14 protein-coding genes are annotated in these 14,845 nt (G+C 62.7%); all 14 read right to left on the reverse strand.

What is annotated here, in order from left to right; translation table 11 throughout:
* Positions 1–93: 93 nt before the first annotated feature.
* The 14 genes from J4D99_RS17480 to fumC all read right to left on the reverse strand — a co-directional run bounded on the left by J4D99_RS17480 (position 94) and on the right by fumC (position 14,816).
* A complete protein-coding gene (locus J4D99_RS17480; RefSeq protein WP_208133032.1) occupies positions 94–1,536 on the reverse strand; it encodes an efflux transporter outer membrane subunit in 1,443 nt (480 codons plus the stop codon).
* A 160-nt stretch (positions 1,537–1,696) separates the two neighbouring features.
* Positions 1,697–4,876 carry an efflux RND transporter permease subunit gene (locus tag J4D99_RS17485; RefSeq protein WP_208133033.1) on the reverse strand — a complete coding sequence of 1,060 codons (3,180 nt, stop codon included), beginning with the start codon at positions 4,874–4,876 and terminating at the stop codon, positions 1,697–1,699.
* 163 nt (positions 4,877–5,039) lie between these two features.
* Entirely contained in the window at positions 5,040–6,155 is a 1,116-nt protein-coding gene (locus J4D99_RS17490) for an efflux RND transporter periplasmic adaptor subunit (RefSeq protein WP_208133034.1), read from the reverse strand.
* A gap of 78 nt (positions 6,156–6,233) precedes the next feature.
* The gene (locus J4D99_RS17495; protein WP_208133035.1) at positions 6,234–6,506 is read right to left on the reverse strand and encodes a hypothetical protein; all 273 of its coding nucleotides are present in this window, start codon (positions 6,504–6,506) and stop codon (positions 6,234–6,236) included.
* A gap of 117 nt (positions 6,507–6,623) precedes the next feature.
* Positions 6,624–7,328 carry a hypothetical protein gene (locus tag J4D99_RS17500; protein ID WP_208133036.1) on the reverse strand — a complete coding sequence of 235 codons (705 nt, stop codon included), beginning with the start codon at positions 7,326–7,328 and terminating at the stop codon, positions 6,624–6,626.
* A 21-nt stretch (positions 7,329–7,349) separates the two neighbouring features.
* Positions 7,350–8,726 (reverse strand): sensor histidine kinase, encoded by a 1,377-nt coding sequence (locus tag J4D99_RS17505; RefSeq protein WP_208133037.1) that lies wholly within the window; start codon positions 8,724–8,726, stop codon positions 7,350–7,352.
* Between the two features lie 167 nt (positions 8,727–8,893).
* On the reverse strand, positions 8,894–9,571 hold the full coding sequence (locus J4D99_RS17510) for a response regulator transcription factor (protein WP_208133038.1): 678 nt from the start codon (positions 9,569–9,571) through the stop codon (positions 8,894–8,896).
* Between the two features lie 101 nt (positions 9,572–9,672).
* Complete coding sequence (locus J4D99_RS17515; RefSeq protein WP_208133039.1) at positions 9,673–10,164, reverse strand: DinB family protein; 492 nt, start codon at positions 10,162–10,164, stop codon at positions 9,673–9,675.
* Positions 10,165–10,258: 94 nt separating this feature from the next.
* Positions 10,259–10,720, reverse strand: a complete 462-nt coding sequence (locus J4D99_RS17520; protein WP_208133040.1) for a DUF6970 domain-containing protein — start codon at positions 10,718–10,720, stop codon at positions 10,259–10,261.
* A gap of 77 nt (positions 10,721–10,797) precedes the next feature.
* A complete protein-coding gene (locus tag J4D99_RS17525) occupies positions 10,798–11,196 on the reverse strand; it encodes a diacylglycerol kinase (RefSeq protein WP_208133041.1) in 399 nt (132 codons plus the stop codon).
* The gene (locus J4D99_RS17530) at positions 11,189–11,782 is read right to left on the reverse strand and encodes a GNAT family N-acetyltransferase (protein ID WP_208133042.1); all 594 of its coding nucleotides are present in this window, start codon (positions 11,780–11,782) and stop codon (positions 11,189–11,191) included. Before J4D99_RS17530 ends, J4D99_RS17525 begins: the two co-directional genes overlap by 8 nt.
* 66 nt (positions 11,783–11,848) lie before the next feature.
* Positions 11,849–12,460: a hypothetical protein gene (locus J4D99_RS17535; RefSeq protein ID WP_208133043.1), complete on the reverse strand. Its 612-nt coding sequence runs from the start codon at positions 12,458–12,460 to the stop codon at positions 11,849–11,851.
* A 112-nt stretch (positions 12,461–12,572) separates the two neighbouring features.
* Positions 12,573–13,226 (reverse strand): DUF434 domain-containing protein, encoded by a 654-nt coding sequence (locus tag J4D99_RS17540; RefSeq protein WP_208133044.1) that lies wholly within the window; start codon positions 13,224–13,226, stop codon positions 12,573–12,575.
* A gap of 180 nt (positions 13,227–13,406) precedes the next feature.
* The gene (fumC, locus tag J4D99_RS17545; RefSeq protein WP_208133045.1) at positions 13,407–14,816 is read right to left on the reverse strand and encodes a class II fumarate hydratase; all 1,410 of its coding nucleotides are present in this window, start codon (positions 14,814–14,816) and stop codon (positions 13,407–13,409) included.
* Positions 14,817–14,845: the final 29 nt, after the last annotated feature.

The following is a 14,845-nucleotide window of genomic DNA, read 5'->3' on the forward strand; positions in this document are numbered from 1 at the left end:
CTAGGGTGCTGAGTATCGTGAACTTTGTAGTTCGGGTCCCCGCGCCGGTAGCATCGTTGCGGCGCCGTGAAAACGCGAACTACAAAGTTCGCGCTACTGCCAACCGCCGCCCAGCGCGCGGTAGAGGTTCACGCTTTGCAGCAATTGGGCCTGGCGGGCATCGGCCAGGCTCAGTTCAGCTTCGAGTACGCTGCGTTGAGCGGTAATAATCTCTAGGTAAGAGGCATAACCGGCGATGAATAATTCATTCGAAGTAGCCACGGCCTTGCGCAGCTGGTCTACTTCCTGGGCGCGAAGGTCGGCGGCGGCGCGGAAGTTTTCGAGGCCTTTGAGGCCTACTACCACTTCGCGGAAGCCGGTTTGCAGGGCCTGCTGGTAGCGGTAGTAGCTCTCGTAGTTGCTGGCGATGGCTTGGCGCAGGTCGGCGCGGTACTGCGACCGGTTGAGGATGGGGCCGGCTAGCCCGCCCACTGCCCCGAATACCACGGAAGCGGGGTCGAGTAGGAGGCTGGCCCGGAAGGCGTTGAGGCCCACGTAGGGCGTGAGGGTGAGGCTAGGCAGGAAGGCAGCGCGGGCGGCATCGACCTCGGCGCGGTTGGCTTGCAGCTCTAGCTCGGCCTGACGCACATCGGGGCGACGCAACAGCGACGAGGAGGGCAAGCCCGCCGCTAGGCTAGCAGGCAGGCTCTGGGTGGGCAGCAGTCGGCTGCGCCGGATGGGCTGCGGATAGCGCCCCAACAGCTGGTTGAGCTGAGTTTCGGTCTCGACAATGCGCTGGCGGGTTTCGAAGGCCAGGCTTTTGGTGCGCAGCGACTGGGCGGCAAACTGCTGCACGGCTAGCTCCGTCACGCGGCCGGCTTGCTTCTGAATTTTGGTCAGGCGCAGGCCTTCTTCCTGAAAGCGGGCGTTGCGCTCCAGCGTGGCTAGCTGGCTGTCCAGGGTCAGTAGCTCATAATAGGCGCGGGCCACGTCGGTCACTACGTTAGTAATAACCAAGTTGCGGCCCTGCTCCGAGCTTAGCACGCGCAGGTAGGCCGCCTTGCGGCGGCTCCGCAGCTTGCCCCAAATGTCAATTTCCCAGGAGCTGCGCAGGCCCACAAACAGGTCGGGCGTGAGCGGGCCGGGGATACGCCGGTTGCCCACAGTATTATTTGAAAAATTGGTGTCGTAGTTACCCACGCCGTTCGGGGTGTACTCGCCGTAGCGGTCGAGTGCCGCCGTGCCCGTGGCCGACAACGTCGGAAGCAGCGCGCCGTGCCGAGCCAGGTACTGCGCTTGAAACGTCTCAACCCGCGTGAGAGCCACCCGCAAATCGAGGTTTTGGCGCAAGGCCGTGTCGATGAGGCCCACTAGTGCCGAATCGCGGAAGAACTGCCGCCAGGGCTGGGTGCCCACGCTCACGCTGTCGCTCGTGTTAGCGGCTTGGTTGTAGGCTTTCGGGACGGCGGGGCTAGCGGCCGGGTCGGCCGGGGCCGCCACGCGGCAGCCGGCGGCGAGCAAGAGAATGGTTATGAAAAGGGCGAGTGAGCGGAGCATGTGGTTGTCGTTCTATCGGGGCGCCTCACCCCCTGGCCCCCTCTCCGAAAAAGAGAGGGGGAGCCACGGCGGCGTGCGAGTTCAGGTTTTAGCTAAAAAATTGTCAGGCCCCCTCTCCTTTTCGGAGAGGGGGCCAGGGGGTGAGGCGCCCCGCTAGGGTCTAATGCGCCACTAGCTCCGGTTCCGACGCGTGTGCAGGGTTAGCCACCGGCTCTTTTTTCACCTCGGCATCCAAATTTTTAGGCTTCTCGAAGCTGGCAAACAGCACGTACAGGCCCGGTATCAGCACCATGCCGAAGATGGTGCCGATGAGCATGCCGCCCGCCGCCGCCGTGCCGATAGAGCGGTTGCCCAGGGCGCCCGCGCCGTCGGCCAGCACCAGCGGAATTAGGCCCGCGATGAATGCGAAGGAGGTCATCAGAATGGGCCGTAGGCGCGATACGGCACCCTGCACGGCGGCCTCCAGCACGGTGGCGCCGGCGCGGCGGCGCTGCTCGGCAAACTCGATAACGAGGATAGCGTTTTTGCCCAGCAGGCCGATGAGCATCACGAGCGCCACCTGGGCGTAGATGTTGTTTTCGAGCCCTAGCAGCTTGAGGCTGAGAAAGGCGCCGAACACGCCGGTGGGCAAACTCAGTAGCACGGGCAGCGGCAGCAGCAGGCTTTCGTACTGGGCGGCCAGCAGCAAGTACACGAAGATGAGCACGATACCGAACACGTAGAGCGCCTGGTCGCCGCTCAGGATTTGCTCGCGGGTCATGCCGCTCCACTCGTAGCTGAAGCCGCGGGGCAGCACATCGGCGGCCACTTTTTCGATGGCCGTGATGGCGTCGCCCGAGCTGTGGCCGGCGGCGGCGTCGCCGTTTATCATGGCCGAGGTGTACATGTTGTAGCGTGTGAGCTGGTCGGGGCCGAAGACGCGCTCCAGCGTCACGAACGTGGAGAAGGGCACCATCTCGCCGCGGTTGTTTTTCACGTGCAGGGCCAGCAGGTCGTCGGGCCGGCCGCGGTACTCGGGGCTAGCCTGCACCATCACCTTGTACATCTGGCCGAAGCGGATGAAGTTGCTGGCGTAGTAGCTGCCCAGCAGCGTTTGCAGGGTGCTCATGGCTTTGTCCACGGTCACACCCTGCTTGGCGGCCATGTCCTGGTCGAGGTGAATGAGGTACTGCGGAAAATTGGGGTCGAAGCCCGTGAACGCACCGTTGATGGCCGGCTCCTTTTGCAGCGCCGCCAGGAAGGTTTGCGATACCTTGGCCGTCTGCTGCAAGTCGCCGCGGCCCGACTTATCGAGCAAGCGCAGCTCGAAGCCGCTGCTGTTGCCAAAGCCCGGCACCGTGGGCGGCGGCAGAAACTGAATTTCGGCATCGGCAATGCCCGCCGTCTTCTTTTCCAGCTCTTTAATCACGTCGGTCACTGACTGCTCGCGCTCGTCCCAGCCTTTGAGGTTAATCATGCCCATGCCGTAGCTGGAGCCGGCCACTTCGTTCACGAGGCTATAGCCCGCTAGGGTCGAAACCGACTCTACCGGCCCCATTTTCTGGGCGATGCGCTGCACCTGGGCCAGCACGGCTTCGGTGCGCTCCACGGTGGCGCCGGCTGGGGTGGTCACGTTGATGTACACCATACCCTGGTCCTCGGTCGGGATAAAGCCCGAGGGCAGGATGCGGCTCACGCCCCAGGTAGCCCCAAAGAAGAGCAGCAGCGCCCCGATAGTCACGAGCCGGCGGCCAGCAATGCCGCCCAGCAGCCGCTGGTAGCCGCCGGCTAGCCCCTCGTATTTGGTATTAAAGCCCTTGAAGAACCGGCCCACCAAGCCCGTGCGCTCGCCCTCGTGCTGCTTCAGCATAAGCGCGCAGAGCGCTGGCGTAAGCGTCACGGCATTGACACCCGAAATGACGATGGCGATGGCTAGCGTGAGCGAAAACTGGCGGTAGAACACGCCCACTGGCCCGTCCATAAACGACACCGGAATGAACACCGCCGACATCACCAAGGTGATGGCAATCAGCGAGCTGCTGATTTCGTGCATGGCTTCGAAGGTGGCGCTGCGGGCGTCCATGTGCTTCTCCTCCATCTTAGCGTGCACGGCCTCGACCACCACAATGGCATTATCGACCACAATACCGATGGCGAGTACCAACGCAAAGAGCGTGAGCAGGTTAATCGAGAAGCCCAGCATCTGCATGAAGGCGAGCGTGCCGATGAGCGCCACCGGCACGGCTAGGGCCGGAATGAGCGTGGAGCGCCAGTCTTGCAGGAAGAGGTATACGATGACGAACACCAGCAGGAATGCCTCGACCAGCGTGCGCAGCACCTCGTGGATACTGGCGTCGAGGAAGCGCGATACGTCGTAGGCGATGCTGTACTTCATGCCCGGCGGGAAGCTCGTGGCTTGCAGCTCGGCCATGCGGTTTTTCACGTTGGCAATCACGTCGCTGGCATTGGAGCCGGGGCGCTGCTTGAGCATGATGGCCGCCGAGGGCTGCCCGTCGTTCTTCGACGACATGCCGTAGGTGAGCGAGCCAAATTCCACGTCGGCCACTGCCTTGAGGCGCAACACCGAGCCGTCGGGGTTAGAGCGAATGACAATGTTGCGGTACTGCTCGGGCTCGAAAAACTTGCCGGTGTAGCGCAGCACATACTGCAGCTGCTGGGCCGCGCCGCCCGAGCTTTCGCCCGATTTACCCGGCGCCGCCTCCACATTTTGGGCCCGGATGGCTTCCACAATCTCGTCGGTGCCCACCTCGTAAGCGGCCATGCGGTCGGGCTTCAGCCATACCCGCATCGAGTATTCACGCGAGCCCATAATCTCGGCAAAGCCCACGCCGTTGATGCGCTTGAGCTCCTGCAAGACGTTGATGTCGGCGAAGTTGTAGATGAATTTCTCGCCCGCCTTCTTGTCGTCACTCGTGATGTTGAGGTAGAGCAGCATGGAGTTTACCTCCTTCTCCGTAGTCACGCCGGCCTTAATTACCTCCTCGGGCAATTCGTCAATCACGGTCGTGACGCGGTTCTGCACGCCCACCGCCGCCAGGTCGGGGTCGGTACCTACTTCGAAGAACACCGTGATGAGCGTCACGCCGTTGTTCGAGCTCACCGAGTTCATGTAAGTCATGCCCGGCACGCCGTTGATGGCGCGCTCCAGCGGCGTGGCCACGGCCTTGGCGCACACCTCGGCATTGGCGCCGGTGTACTTGGCCGTCACGGTCACCGAAGGCGGCACAATGTCCGGAAACTGCGTGATGGGCAGCGTGTACAGGGCTAGCCCGCCTAGCAGCACCAGAAACACGGAAATAACCAGCGAGAGTATCGGCCGGCGAATGAAGATATCGAACATTGATTCTTGCTTAGTAATCAACTAATTAACTGGATGACAGGCCCCACAAAGCCGTCATGCAGAGCGTAGCATCTCGCTTGCATCGTTGGGAGTAGTAGCGCGGACTTTTAGTCCGCGAGTTGGCTGACCTCACTCGCGGACTAAAAGTCCGCGCTACTTGCTGTTACTGCGCGGCCACGGCCAGCGAGTCCATCACCACGGCTTTGGCCTTGATTTGCTGCTTGTCGCGCAGCTCCGGTGCGCCCTCGTACACCACGCGCTCGCCGGGTTTGAGGCCCTCTTTCACCACGTAGAAGTCGCCAAGGCGCGTTTGAGGCGTGAAGCTGCGGGTGTGCACCATGCTATTCTGGTCCACCACGTACACGAAGTTCTGGTCCTGAATCTCGAACACCGCCTTTTGGGGCAGTAACAGCGCCGAAGGCAACTGGCTGGTTAGGCGTATCTTACCTGATGCGCCGTGCTTAAGCAGGCGGTCGGGGTTAGGGAAGCGGGCGCGCAGGGCGATGGAGCCGGTGTTGGGGTTGAACTCACTCTCGGCGGTTTCGATGTGGCCGGCTAGGGGGTAGGGGTCGCCGTTGGCCAGGGTCAGGCGCACCGAGTCGGAGTGCAGCTCGGGGTGCTCGCGGCGGGCCTTGGTGTAGTTCATGTAGCTGCCCTCGGCCACGTCGAAGTAGGCGAAAATGGAGCTGAGGTCCGACACCGTGGTCAGCAGCGTGCCTTCTTCCACCACGCTGCCCACCTTGAGCGGAATGCGGTCGAGCACGCCATCGAAGGGCGCGCGCACCAGCGTGTAGCCCAGGCTGAGGCGGGCGGCGGCCACGCCGGCTAGGGCATCGGCCACGCGGGCATCGGCCTCCTTCACCTTGCTTGTGGAGAGGGCCAGCTCGGTTTTGGCGATGATGTTCTTATCGACCAGCAGGCGCACGCGGTCGCGCTCTACGCGCACGGCGGCGGCCTGGGCCTGGGCGCTGGCTACGGCCGCCTGAGCCTGGCGCAGCTTGTTTTGGTAGGCGCTGGCATTGAGGCGGAAAAGCGGCTGGCCCTTCTTCACGGGCTTGCCCTCATCCACAAAAATCTGCTCCAGAAAGCCAGCTACCTGGGCGCGTACTTCCACGTTGCGCACGGCCTGCACATCGGCCACGTAGTCGCGGTGCAACTGCTGCTCCGAGGTTTTGAGGGTCACTACTGGCACCACGGGCGGGGCCTCGGCGTTGTCCTTCTTGGCCTTGGCTGAGCAGCCGCCCAGGCCTAGCGCCAGCAAGCCCGCGGCGCTGGCCATGGCGACGTAATGAAAGAAAGAGCGGCTACTCAAGGGGTTCATATAGAAAGGATGTACAAGTCGAAAAGCCCCGGCCTGCTACTGGGCTGAGGTGGCAGCCGTGGGCACGGCTTGCGGAAGGAGAGAAGGATGCAGGGCTAGCAGGCTGTCCTGCTGGTGGTGGTCGGCCTGGCAGCGGGCCAGCAGCCGCTGCGTGAGGCGCAGGTCGGCTTCGGCTTCCTGCAAGTCATCGTAGTCGGCCGCCACCAGGGGGCGGCTGTAAAGCAAAAACCCATTGAGCACCAGCGACAACGCCAGCGCTCCTGCCAGCAGCACCGATAAAAAATTTAAGGACCGAGAAGGGCGAGGCATGGCAAAGCAGGGCAGTGGCAACTGCCCGCAAAGCACCCTAACCGATATTAAAACGGTATGAGAACCGTATTAGAAAAGATGAAAACATAGTGAAAGTACGCTTTCACTATGACCTCACTAGGCTAGCCGAAAGCTTTCCATGCCGGGGCTAGCCAACAACGCATTCGCTACTTCTGCCGGGCCGCCAAAGGCTAGCCAATCCACTAGCTCGGCCTGGTAAAAACACCAGGAATAGTTGGCGGCAAAGACGTAGGTTGGGAAGGAGCCATCCTGGCGATAGGTTTTTGGTAAGTCAGCCAGGGTACCCAGGGCCAGCCAGTCGGCGGGGAGGCCATCGCTGTCCCAAGTGCCGTTTCCCTCTTCTTGCGAGCCGTAGAAATAGGCCTCCATAGCTGGCCCCATAGCCTGAGTTAACCGTTGGGCAAATGCCTCGGTGAATAGCGAGGAGCTACCCAGGTGCGGCGGCCAGTGGCCGCCGTGGGCCCGGCTGATAGCTGCGCTGTCAAAATCAGTACCATAGGCCAGGCCTAACGAGGCAGCTATTTCCTGGTGCGTAATGGGCTGGAGGCGGCTAACCGCCGGCTGCCCCTGCACGATGCCGTACTTATTCCAAAACGCCGCGCGAGCATTCAACTCCGCCACCGAGCTGCGGGCAAACGAGTATTCGGCAATCGGCACACTCCTGTCGATACCCAGCGGCGGCAGTAGGTTGAGATAAGTCTCATACCCAGCCGGCAACCCTGGCACCGAGGCCGCGGCAGTGCCAGCATGGTCGGGCAGCCAGGCCAGCTGGTCGGTGATGGTAACGTAATGGAATGGCATGGGGCACAAGGTAATAAATAGCTACACCGGCAGTGCTGGCAGCCACACCGTGGCTGTAGTGCCCTCGCCCACGGCCGAGGTCAACTTTAGCCGGCCACCGTGGCGCTGCACAATGCGCTGCGTGAGGGGCAGGCCCAGGCCGTAGCCCGGGCGACCCACTGCGCCGGCGGCTCGGTACAGCGGCTCGTAGATGTGGCTCAGCTCCTCGGGGCTGAGGCCGGGGCCGACGTCGGTGATGCGCACGCGCAGGGTGGCGGGGCCGTCGTAGCCTACTTCAGCTAGCACGGGGCCAACTGAGTATTTGGCGGCGTTGTCGAGCAGGTTGAGTAGGGCGGTGGTGAGCAGCTCGGCATTGCCGGGCATCATAAATACGTCGCCCTCGAAGGCTTCGGGCAGCGTACCGAAGGCTAGCCGCAGCTCACGGCCGGGGTATTTGGCCCGAGCAAAGTCCAGGGCCTGGTTCAGGCACTCATCCAGGCGCACGGGCTTGAAGGCGGGCAGCGTGCCATCGGCCTTGGCCAGGGCCAGGAGGCTAGCGGTGAGGCTTTGCAAATGCCGGGCGGCGTCGAGCGAGTGGGCGAGGCTTTCGCGGGCGGCGGGCAGGTTATTGTCGTAGGCCAGGGCCGTTTCGAGGGTGCCGGTGAGGGTGGTGAGCGGCGTGCGCAACTCGTGTGAGGCGTGGGCCAGGAAGCTTTTTTGTGCCTCAAATGCCTGCTCCAGCCCGGCCAGCATTTCATTGAAGACGCGGGCTAGTTGGGCTAGCTCGTCGCGCCCATTGCCCTCCGACAAGCGCCGGCCCAGGCTGCTGGCCGAGATGCGTCCCGCCTGCCGGCTGATGCGCGCCACCGGCGCCAGCGCGGCCCCCGCAAAATACCACCCGGCCAAAATGCTGAGGGCCAGTGCGCCCACATTGCCCACCAGCAGTAGCAGCCCCAGCTGGTGCAGCCGGGCCCAGCCCACCTGGTCCTCGGCCGATACAAAAATCGTGTATTGCTCACCCTCGTGGTCGTAGCCCATGCCCACGGCCTCGCGGCGCCCGGCAGTGGCAAAAGCTACCTGCTGCCCGGGACGCAGCGCCGGCAGGTGCGCTTGGTTCAGCGTTTGGTCGATGTCATCGGCGCTGCTGTAGCGCAAGCCGCCATCGGGGCCATAGATGCTGATTTGCTCGTTGGGAAGCGTTACCAAATCGCGGCGACGCAAGCTGCCGAGCTGCCCGGTTTCGAGCTTGCCGGGGCGCACGAGCAGGCGCGTGGCTAGGGTAGCGCTCGTGCCCAACCGATGCTCAAAGCGTTGGGCGCGCGTGCTGGCATTGAAATAGTAAATGAACGCCGAAAAGCTGACCTGAATAGCCAGCACCACCAGCGTAAAGCGTAGCATCAGCTTATTGCGAATCAGCATGTTAGCAATGGGTGCGTGACAGTATACCCGTTTGTCATTGCGAGCGCAACGAAGTGAAGCGCGGCAATCCTTCTTTATCGTATGCTTCGTTGTAAAACTATCCCTAACGTGAAGGGAAGATTGCGACGCTACGCTCGCAATTACAACTGATTACTACTTGCGACTTCTCATTGCTCGCGCATCACGTAGCCCATGCCCACTACAGTATGAATGAGCTTGGGCGAAAAATCACGGTCCAGCTTCTTGCGCAAATAGCTTACGTACACGTCGATAACATTGGTGGTCGTGTCGAAGTCCAGGTCCCAGACGCGCTCGGCGATGTCTACGCGCGACACCACGCGGCCGCGGTTGCGGAGCAGGTGCTCCAGCAGCGAATACTCGCGGGTGGTGAGGTCGATGCGCTGGCCGGCGCGGGTCACGGTTTTGGCGTCGAGGTCGAGCACCAGGTCGGCCATGTGCAGCTCACGACGCTCGCCGTTGGCCACGGCGTAGCGCTGGGTAAGGGCGCGGGCGCGCATCAGTAGTTCCCTGAACTCGAAGGGCTTAACCAAGTAGTCATCGGCTCCTGCTGCGAAGCCGGCTTCCTTGTCGTCGAGGCTGTCGAGGGCCGTGAGTAGCAGCACCGGCACGCGCTGGCTAGCCCCCCTGATGCGGCGGCACAGCTCCACACCGTTCAGGTAGGGGAGATTAATGTCCAGAATAACCAGGTCGTAGGGCTGCTGCTCGTAGAGCGACCAGCCGGTGCGCCCGTCGTAGGCCACGGTAAGGTCGTAGCCTTCGTGCTCAAACCCCTTTTTTACGAACGAGGCGAGCGGCGGCTCGTCTTCCACCAACAAGATTTTCATAAGCAAAAAGGCTAACCAGTGCCCCGGCGCCGGCCTCAAAACCAACGCGGGCCGCCCCGCAAGCTAGTGCCGGGCGGCCCGCTAGGGCAGTCAACGAGCGGCTACAACTGGGGCTGCACCTGGCCGGCCTGCTCGCGGCAATACGTGATAAAATCGGAGTTAATAGGCTCAAGGCCAGCTTCGCGCATCTTGGTGGCTACCTGGCCGCGGTGGTAGCTGGCGTGCACCACGCAGTGGGTCAGGATGTCGCTCACCTGCGAGTCGAAGGCATCGCCCTGCGAGTTGGTGTACTGAATGTGGCGGTTCAATTCGGCCTCGTCGGTAGTGGCGCAGAGGTCGGCAAACTTTTGCGAGGTTTGCTCGTGCCAGTGGTGCAGGCCAGCCAGGTCGTGCTCCTGCCACACTTTGAGGGGGCTAGCCGTGCCGCTGAGGCGGGCAATCCAGATGGCCTGGGCATTGATAACGTGGCTGAATATGCGGAGCGCGGCTTTGGGGGCCTCCTGGCCAGCGGCCACCGACGAGTCGAGGCGGCGCAGAAGCGTTTCGTTGGCCCACACGTTGAAAACGCCGAGCTTAGCGATGGTATTAATCATGAGAGGAAAAGCAAAAGGTAGTTTGACTGCAAAGAAAAGGACGTCCTGCCTCGACAAGCGCAGCAGAACGTCCTTTTGTACTGGTAGGCGCCCCTCAGCGGGGGTCTTGCCACACGAGCTGCTCGTTGGTGCGGCGCTTCTCAAAGTTGGCGCACTTGCCATCGCCCTTGCCCGTGATGCCGCCTTCGGGGTGGCACAACACCTTGCCCTGGGCATCATAAAGCACCGATTGCTGGTCGCAGCACGGCGCCGACTCATAGTACACCGTTTCGCCCTCGTATTGGTAGCGCGAAATGCGGATAATGGGGTTGCGCTTGCGGGTGGCCAAGATGTTCTGAATGCGATTGCGGAGCCACTGAGGCCGGGCGGTGCTGTCGAGGCGCATGCCGCGAATGGGCACCGGGTCTACGGTGTTGGCGCTGGTGGGCGCAGGGGTATCGCGCTCACTCACAAAGCCTTCAGCGGGCGGCGTGGTGGGCGTGTTCACCACCACATCTTGTTGGCAGGCCCCTAGCAGCAGGGCTAGCGCGGTAAATGGTATCAGTAGCAGGCGCATTGCGGAGCGGACTAGTAAAAGTGAACGAGCGCCAAAGAAGCGCTAGCCCCCTACGTTACGCCAACCGCCCCGAATAGTTAGCGCGGCCATACCGCCCAGATTTTGGGTCCGAAGATGCAGCCCCCTACCGCCACTGCCCCAAAGCCAGCCAGCAGCACAGCCCCGGCGGCCACGTCCTTGGCCTTGCCGGCCAGGGGGTGAAAATCGGGCGAGACGAGGTTGGTGAGGGTTTCGATGGCGGTGTTTACCAGCTCGGCCGTCCACACGCCCGCCACCGCCAGCGCCACTAGGGCCCACTCGGTGAGGCTAAGCCGGAAATACAGCCCGCCGCCGATAACCACCACCGTGGCCACGGCATGAAACTGCAGGTGCGACTCGGAGCGCAGCGCTGCCCAAATGCCCCGAAAGGCGTAGCCGAAGCTCGCCACCTGCCGGTGCCACAAGCTGGGGTGGCCAGAGGTGTAAGGCTTAGCCACGGGTGTCGAACTCGGCAAACGTGGTGCGGCGCAGCTCGGGCCACTCGCCCCGGATAATGCTGAATATCATGGTATCGCGCCGGTAGTTGCCTTGCGTGAGGCGGTGGCTGCGCAGGGTGCCTTCTTCGGTGGCGCCCATCCGGCGCATGGCGGTTTGCGACTTGTGGTTGCGGCTGTCGGTTTCAAGCTCGACCCGCTCGTAGTTGAGCTGGTCGAAGGCGTGAGCGAGCAGCAGGTGCTTGGCGGCGCGGTTGAGGCCGGTGCGCTGAAAGTCGGTGCCCACCCACGTGTAGCCAATGCTCAGGCGCTGGTCGGCCGGAAAATCATTGTAGTAGCTGGTGCTGCCCGCCAGCCGCCCGCTAGCCCGGTCGATAATGGCGAAGGCGTAGCGACGCCCCGTTTGGCGGTCTTGCACGGCCTGGGCCAGGTAGTCGGCCAGGCTCAAGGCATCGTCGGCGCGCGTGAGGGTAAATTCCCAGAGCGCGGGGTCGAAGGCTATCACCTTCAATTCTTCAAAATCGGTGGCTTCGAGCGGGCGCAGGCGCACGCGGCTGTTTTCCAAGACAAGGTTTTGGGCAAAATCCATAGCGCAGCAGGCAAGATGGTAGACCGCAAAGATGCGAAAAAACCACGCCTGTCGGCTGGTTTGCCCCTAGGGCTTCACCCCGCACTGGCTAGCCACGTAGGCTTTGTACTCGGCATAGGCCGGCTCCTGCACCAGGCTTTTGAGGGCGCGCACGTGCGGGTCGGCCAGGTCGTTTGAGCGGCTGCGCAAGAGCATGAACTTCAAACCAGTTTGCAGGGGAGCGCAGTCGCCGGCCTCAGCTAGGGCCTTGGTTTTGAGTAAGGAGTAGTCGAAGGCCGCCCGCTCGCTGGCCTGCGAGTCGCGCTGGCTAGCCGGCACGGTGCTGAAATAATGCAGGTGCCCGATTTCGTGGTACAGTACCACCACCAGCCGGTTGTCGTCAAACTCGGGCTGCGGGTGCTCTAGAAAGCGCCGGTCGAGCCGCACCACGCCGTTGGGGAAAGCCGCGGCCGGGCTACCGAGCGGCCCTGCGCTGGTGACCACTACAAAGCGCCGCAGCAGCGGGTCGTGCTGGCGCACATCATCCAGCGCCGCGGCAAACTTGGGGTATTGCCGCGCTGCCTGGGCTAGCAACACGCGCGCCGTAGCCGAATCGACGGGCACCGCCTGCGTGAGCTGGGCGTAGCCAATGAGCGGACTGAACAAGCAAACCAGAGCAATTAGCAGTAGCGTACGCATAGCTAGCAGACGTCCAGCGTGGCCCCAGGGTTTAAGGCTGCAGTGGCTTTTCACTCAAATCGAGAAGCCAGCGCGGCGGCTCGGCAGCCAAGGCCAGTGGTGCGAGGTTGAGTCACGCCCCAGCCCGGTCGAGTACGGCCGAGTCGGCGGTTACGACCACCTCGGTGGTTTCGGCCAGCACGGAGTCGGGGTTCATCACTACCTCGGCCGTCCAGGGCAGGCCTAGCTCGGCGCCCAGGTCGCGCAGGCGCGCCGCCAGCCGTCCGCTGTTCGACACGGGTTGGTCGAGCAGCCAGCGCACGGGGCCCGGCGCTAGGGCCCCCAGTGCCGTCGCTACCAGCCGAATGGCGCGGTCGGTTTCCTGCACCGCGCGGTAGGTGCCATGAATGCTCGACAGGTCGCGCCAAGCGCCATCGCGACCACCCAGCACAATGCCGCCACTCAGCGCCGCTTCGAGCGTGATAATCAAGTTGAAGCCGTCGATGGCCACCGGCCGGCCGTTGAGGCTGCCGGGCGGTAGTAGCGTAGCCGCCCGGCGGAGCTGCTGCTCATCGGCGCAGGCGGCGCGGCCCACGGCCCAGCGCTGGCGCTCGGTGAGGGCGTAGCGGTCGCCTACCAGCTTCAGGGTGGCGGCTGGCGGGTAAGCGCGCGTCAACAGCCACGACAGCTCGGCCACGGCGCTACGGAGCACCGGCGCCCACTTGGGGGCAAACAAGGTGTCGTCGGCGGGGTGCGGGCCCCGGTGGCGGGTGTCGGCTGGACGCATGAGGTAGAGCAATCAGTAAGTCAACGTAGCGCTACGCTACAAAAGAAAAAACGCCTGTCATTGCAAGCCTGCGAATCAAGCACACGAGAACGAATCGGTTGGGTATCGTTCGGGTGCGATTGCTTCGCAAGCTCGCAATGACAGGCGTTTTGGATTGCCAGCAGATTATATAACGCAGGGCTAGCCCACGTTAATCTCGCCTACCATGTCTTCGGGCTTCAGCCACTCGTCGAACTGCTCAGGCGTCACGTAGCCGAGCTGCACGGCGGTTTCCTTCAGGGTCGAGTGGTTTTTGTGGGCCGTCTGGGCGATTTCGGCCGCTTTGTAGTAGCCGATGTGCGGGTTGAGGGCCGTTACCAGCATCAGCGACGAGTCAACGTGCTTCTTGATGTTGGGCAGGATGGGCTCGATGCCCACGGCGCACTTGTCGTTGAAGGCCACGCACACGTCGCCGATGAGGCGGGCCGAGTGTAGGAAGTTGTAAATCATGACGGGCTTGAACACGTTCAGCTCGAAGTGGCCCATCGAGCCGCCGACCGTGATGGCCACGTCGTTGCCCATCACCTGGGCGGCCACCATCGTCATGGCTTCGCACTGGGTAGGGTTCACCTTGCCAGGCATGATGCTGGAGCCGGGCTCGTTGTCGGGAATCGAGATTTCGCCGATGCCGGCGCGCGGGCCGCTGCTGAGCATGCGCACATCGTTGGCGATTTTCATCAGGCTCACGGCCACGGTTTTAAGGGCGCCGTGGGCTTCCACGATGGCGTCGTGGGCCGCTAGGGCCTCAAATTTGTTCTCGGCCGTGATAAAGGGCAGGCCGGTGAGCTCGGCAATGTGCTTGGCCACGTTCTCCGAATAGCCGGGAGGCGTGTTGATGCCGGTGCCCACGGCGGTGCCGCCCAGCGCCAGCTCGCTGAGGTGGGCTAGCGTGTTGTTGATGGCGCGCAGGCCGTGGTCGAGCTGCGATACGTAGCCCGAAAACTCCTGGCCCAGCGTCAGCGGCGTGGCATCCATAAAGTGGGTGCGGCCAATTTTTACCACGTTCTTAAACTCCACTGCCTTGTCGTGCAGCGTGTTGCGCAGCTTGGTGATGCCCGGAATCGTGGTTTCGACCAGGATTTTGTAGGCCGCAATATGCATAGCCGTCGGGAAGGTGTCGTTGCTCGACTGCGACTTATTCACGTCGTCGTTCGGGGCCAGAAACTTCTTCTCGTCGCTCAGCAGGCCGCCGTGCAGCACGTGGCCGCGGTAGGCGATTACCTCGTTTACGTTCATATTCGACTGCGTGCCCGAGCCAGTTTGCCACACCACCAGCGGAAACTGGTCGGCCAGGTGGCCCGCCAAAATTTCGTCGGCCACGCGGCCAATCAGGTCGGCCTTTTCGGCGTCGAGCACGCCCGCGTCGCGGTTGGTAAGGGCAGCAGCTTTCTTGAGGTAGGCGAAGGCTTTGATGATTTCCTTCGGCATCTTATTGATATCCTGCGCAATCGGGAAATTCTCGATGCTGCGCTGGGTTTGGGCGCCCCAATAGGCGTCGGCGGGCACTTGCACCTGGCCCATGGTATCTTTTTCGGTGCGGAACTGGCTCATTTGAACAAGGAAGGAGTGAAAAACTGCCT

Origin of the sequence: Hymenobacter sp. BT559 (assembly GCF_017571525.1) — a bacterium.
Classification (GTDB): Bacteria; Bacteroidota; Bacteroidia; order Cytophagales; family Hymenobacteraceae; genus Hymenobacter; species Hymenobacter ginsengisoli.

Bases quoted from the DNA above. Each gene is read 5' to 3' on its own strand.
- J4D99_RS17480 (WP_208133032.1), bottom strand. From the start codon at position 1,536: ATGCTCCGCTCACTCGCCCTTTTCATAACCATTCTCTTGCTCGCCGCC.
- J4D99_RS17485 (WP_208133033.1), bottom strand. From the start codon at position 4,876: ATGTTCGATATCTTCATTCGCCGGCCGATACTCTCGCTGGTTATTTCC.
- J4D99_RS17490 (WP_208133034.1), bottom strand. From the start codon at position 6,155: ATGGCCAGCGCCGCGGGCTTGCTGGCGCTAGGCCTGGGCGGCTGCTCA.
- J4D99_RS17495 (WP_208133035.1), bottom strand. From the start codon at position 6,506: ATGCCTCGCCCTTCTCGGTCCTTAAATTTTTTATCGGTGCTGCTGGCA.
- J4D99_RS17500 (WP_208133036.1), bottom strand. From the start codon at position 7,328: ATGCCATTCCATTACGTTACCATCACCGACCAGCTGGCCTGGCTGCCC.
- J4D99_RS17505 (WP_208133037.1), bottom strand. From the start codon at position 8,726: ATGCTGATTCGCAATAAGCTGATGCTACGCTTTACGCTGGTGGTGCTG.
- J4D99_RS17510 (WP_208133038.1), bottom strand. From the start codon at position 9,571: ATGAAAATCTTGTTGGTGGAAGACGAGCCGCCGCTCGCCTCGTTCGTA.
- J4D99_RS17515 (WP_208133039.1), bottom strand. From the start codon at position 10,164: ATGATTAATACCATCGCTAAGCTCGGCGTTTTCAACGTGTGGGCCAAC.
- J4D99_RS17520 (WP_208133040.1), bottom strand. From the start codon at position 10,720: ATGCGCCTGCTACTGATACCATTTACCGCGCTAGCCCTGCTGCTAGGG.
- J4D99_RS17530 (WP_208133042.1), bottom strand. From the start codon at position 11,782: ATGGATTTTGCCCAAAACCTTGTCTTGGAAAACAGCCGCGTGCGCCTG.
- J4D99_RS17535 (WP_208133043.1), bottom strand. From the start codon at position 12,460: ATGCGTACGCTACTGCTAATTGCTCTGGTTTGCTTGTTCAGTCCGCTC.
- J4D99_RS17540 (WP_208133044.1), bottom strand. From the start codon at position 13,226: ATGCGTCCAGCCGACACCCGCCACCGGGGCCCGCACCCCGCCGACGAC.
- fumC (WP_208133045.1), bottom strand. From the start codon at position 14,816: ATGAGCCAGTTCCGCACCGAAAAAGATACCATGGGCCAGGTGCAAGTG.